General features: G+C 68.7%; 2 protein-coding genes and 3 pseudogenes. All 5 read right to left on the reverse strand.

Annotated features, from left to right (window positions below; genetic code table 11):
- A pseudogene (locus tag OC534_RS03215) lies at positions 1-325 on the reverse strand (hypothetical protein); the annotation flags it as partial.
- A complete protein-coding gene (locus tag OC534_RS03220; protein WP_136004050.1) occupies positions 322-1104 on the reverse strand; it encodes a ParA family protein in 783 nt (260 codons plus the stop codon). The pseudogene OC534_RS03215 and the gene OC534_RS03220, both read right to left, overlap by 4 nt.
- A gap of 179 nt (positions 1105-1283) precedes the next feature.
- Positions 1284-2114 (reverse strand): annotated as a pseudogene (gene motD, locus OC534_RS03225) (flagellar motor protein MotD); the annotation flags it as partial.
- A 1-nt stretch (position 2115) separates the two neighbouring features.
- Positions 2116-2856, reverse strand: a complete 741-nt coding sequence (locus OC534_RS03230; protein ID WP_017357458.1) for a flagellar motor protein — start codon at positions 2854-2856, stop codon at positions 2116-2118.
- A 115-nt stretch (positions 2857-2971) separates the two neighbouring features.
- Positions 2972-4051, reverse strand: a pseudogene (locus OC534_RS03235) (chemotaxis protein CheA); the annotation flags it as partial.
- Positions 4052-4172 lie beyond the last annotated feature (121 nt).

Consider the following 4172-nt stretch of genomic DNA (forward strand, 5'->3'; position numbering starts at 1 on the left):
TGGCCGGTGCGCCGGGCGAGGTGGGGGTGTCATGCGCGGGCGCGGCCTGGACCGGTCCGAGCGCGGGGTCGTTCATCAGCTCGTCGAGCAGTGCGAGGTTGGCCGGTGCCCCGGGCGCGGTGGGGGTCTCGAATGCGGCAGCGGTGGCCAGGACGTCGTGTTCCGCCTCGGGGCGTGCGAACTCGGCGCTGATCGCCTGCGCGACGCCGCCGGCATCGTCCTCCTCCACGGCGGGCGGAGCCGCTGCCGCCACGACGGGCGCGGTGGGGACGGCGTCGCCGAGCAGCTGCTCCAGATAGTCGTCGAGCACGCCGGTGGTACTCATGCCGCGCGCTCCATCTGCTGGGCGTCGTCGGCCAGGATCCATTCCAGCGCGCGGCGATAGGCGGCCAGGCCGCGGCCGGGGTAGTCGTCCGACTGCGACGGCACGGTCAGGCTGGCGGCGTTGCAGATGCGGGTATCCACGGGGATCGCATCTTCCCAGACACGCTGGCCGTGGCGTTCCTGCATCAGCTTGACGGTCTCGTGGCCGGCGCGGGTGCGGCGGTCGAACAGCGTCGGCAGGATCGACATCGGCAGCGTGCGGCGACGCGAGCGCTCGACCATCTCACCGGTCCGCACCATGCCGTCCAGGCCGTGCAGCGCCAGCGGTTCGGCCTGGGTGGGGATGATCAGGCGGTCGGCGGCGGCCAGCGCGTTGATCATCAGCAGGCCCAGCGTCGGGGCGCAGTCGAGCAGGATGTAGTCGTGCTGGCCGTGGTGCCGGGTCAGCGCCTGCTGCAACGCCAGCCCGAGCCCGGGCTGATTGGCGCTGCGGCGCTCCAGGGTGGCCAGCGCCGCCTGGGCGCAGACATGGTCCAGCCCCGGAATGGCGGTGGCATGGGCGAGCGCGGACAGCTCGGCCGGCGGGGTGGCGAACAGTTCCAGCACGCCCTGCGGCGGCGGATCGAGCGCCACACCGAACGCGCGGGTCAGCGAGGCGTGCGGATCCAGGTCGATCAGCAGCACACGGTGGCCGAGCGCGGCCAGGCCGCGACCGAGCGCGAGGGTGGTGGTGGTCTTGCCCACGCCGCCCTTCTGATTGGCAATGGCCCAGATACGCATGCGGTTCACTCCTTCATTGCAGGGGGGGCGGCGGCGCCGACGCGGCTGCCAGCCGGCACCGGTGGCAACTGCACCGGCGCGATGGGGGAAACGGTGGAGCGGGAGGGCGCGGCAGCGGTGGCCGGTGCGGCGCGTTCGGTATCGGCGGTGAGCTGCGGGCCGATCGGGTCCACGCCCTGGGAGGTGTCGGCCAGGATGATCACCATCACCCGGCGATTGCGGTTGCGCCCTTCGGCGCTGGCGTTGTCTTCGCGTGGACGGAACTGGCCATAGCCGACCATCGCCAGCCGCGAGGGCTGCAGGCCCTGGTCGGCAAACAGATGCACCACGCTGGCGGCGCGCGCGGCCGAGAGTTCCCAGTTGGACGGGAACAGCGCGGTGGCGATCGGCACATTGTCGGTGTGGCCTTCCACGCGCACCCCGTTGGGTGCGTCATGCAGCACCTTGGCCAGGCTGGACAGCGTGTCGCGTGCATGCACGTCCAGCGTGGCCGAGCCGGTGGTGAACAGGATGTCGCTGTTGATCTCCACTTCGATCCACAGTTCGGTGCGGCGCACGGTGATCATGCCGCGCTCGATCAGCGGCGCCAGCGTGGCGGTGAGACGGTCGGCGATGCCGTTGAGCTGGCGCTCGGCCCGCTTGAGCTGCTCCTGGTTGTGCACCGAGACCGGCATGCGCATCTGCGAGGCCATCGCCGGCAGCAGCGTGGGGTCGTTGGACGGCGCCGGTGCGGACGGGCCGATCCTGGTCCCCGATTTGATCACCGACGGACTGTCCCAGCCGCCGCCCTGGACCTGCTGGTTGCCCACCTGCACCGGGTTGATGGTGCGCGGCGCGCCCCCGAAGGCGGTGGTCAGGGCATCGGCCATGACCCGGTACTTGCCCTCGTTGATCGAGGAGATGGCGTACATCACCACGAAGAAAGCCAGCAGCAGCGTCATCAGATCGGCATAGGGGATCGCCCAGGCCTCGTGGTTGGCATGCTCTTCGTGGTGCTTGCGACGGGCCATGTCAGTGCAGGAAGCCGGACAGGTTGGTTTCGATGTTGCGCGGGTTTTCGCCCTGCGCGATCGAGATCAGGCCTTCGATGATCATCTCGCGGTCGCGGCTGTTGTGGTGGATCACGCTCTTGAGCTTGGCCGACACCGGCAGGAACAGCAGGTTCGCCGAGGCGATGCCGTAGATGGTGGCGGTGAACGCCGCAGCGATGCCGTGGCCCAGCTTGCTGGGGTCGGCAAGATTTTTCATCACCGCGATCAGGCCCAGTACGGCGCCGATGATGCCCAGGGTGGGCGCGTAGATGCCCATGCCCTCGAACACCTTGGAGGCGGCCAGGTCCTGGCTCTCCTGGCTGCCCAGTTCGATTTCCATCATGTGGCGGATGGTTTCCGGCTCCACGCCGTCCACCAGCAGCTGCAGCCCCTTGCGCAGAAACGGATCGTCCTGGGCTTCAACCTGGGCTTCCAGGCCCAGCAGGCCCTGGCGGCGGGCAATGTTGCTCCACTCGACGATCTGCTGGATGAGTTCGCGGCGGTCGCTGCTCGGCGGGCGCACGACCCAGCGCACGATCTTGAAGGCATGCTTGAACACGGCCGGCGAGGTGTGCAGCAGGATCGCGGCGAGGGTGCCCACGATCACGATCACAAAGGCGGCCGGCGACCACAGCGAGGCCAGCCCCGCGCCTTTGAGGATGCTGCCGCCGACCAGTGAGGCCAGGGCGAGAAAAAGTCCAATGAGGCTGAGTCTATCCATGAGTCCGGTATCGGCTTGTGTGAATGGGACTTGAGACGCCGACGGAACAGGGTGATGCGGCGGTCACACTTTTGGAGGGGGAAAGCCGCCGGGCAGCACCCGGCGCTACCGGTGGTCAGCGCAGGCCGTCCACGTCGAGGATCAGCGACATGCGGCCGTCACCGATCAGGGTGGCCCCGGCGTAGCCGCGCAGACCGCGCAATGCCTTGGGCAGCGGCTTGATCACCACTTCCTCGCGGCCCCGCACCTGGTCCACCACCAGCCCGAAGCGGGCTTCACCGGCCTGCAGCACAACGATGGTGAGCAGGGGCGAGGGAACCGGGTCGACCTCCAGCCAATGGCGCAGGTCCACCAGTGGCAGGGTATGCGACTTGCGATCCAGCACCGCGCGGCCGTCGAACCAGCCCAGCGAGGTGTTCGGGGCGTGCAGCACCTCCATCACGCGTGCCAGTGGCAGCGCGTAGACGTCCTCGCCGGCCTGCACCAGCAGGGTGGGCAGGATCGCCAGGGTCAGCGGCACGCGGATCATGAAGCGGCTGCCGCGCCCAAGCTCGGACTGGATCTGGATCTGGCCGCTCAGCTCGCGGATGCGCGACTGGACCACGTCCATGCCGACGCCGCGGCCGGAGATGTCGGTCACCTGCTGCTTGGTGGAGAAGCCTGGCAGGAACACCAGGTGCAGGCATTCCTCGCTGGTCAGGCGGGCGGCCGCTTCGGGGTCGATCAGCCCCTTTTCACGGGCCTTGGCGCGCAGGCGCTCGGGATCGATACCGGCACCGTCGTCCTGCACTTCGATGCTGACGTAGTCGCCTTCCTGCTGGGCCGACAGCCGGACGTGGCCGCCGCGCGGCTTGCCCTGCGCTTCGCGCAGGTCGGGCATTTCCACGCCGTGGTCGATCGCATTGCGTACCAGATGCACCAGGGGGTCGGCCAGGGCCTCCACCAGGTTGCGGTCCAGTTCGGTCTCGGCACCGATTAGTTCCAGGTCCACTTCCTTCTTGAGCGAGCGGGCAACGTCGCGGGCCACCTTGGGGAAGCGCGAGAACACCTTGCCCACCGGCTGCATGCGGGTGCGCATCACCGCCGACTGCAGGCGCGCGGTGGCGATGTCCAGGGTGGAGACGGCGCGGTCCAGCTCTTCATCGTGCAGGCGGGCGCGCAGGGTCTTGAGACGGTTGCGCGAGAGCACCAGGTCTGTCCCTTTTACACATCTGACGCTGCCGGCGATAACCCCTCTGTCGTTCTCTTGTGGTCCCCGCCCTCGTCCAAAACAAACATTGCTCCTACTTCTCCGCCCACACCCCTCCCTTTCCTAA

Source organism: Stenotrophomonas sp. Marseille-Q5258, assembly GCF_946900935.1.
GTDB classification, from domain to species: domain Bacteria; phylum Pseudomonadota; class Gammaproteobacteria; order Xanthomonadales; family Xanthomonadaceae; genus Stenotrophomonas; species Stenotrophomonas nematodicola.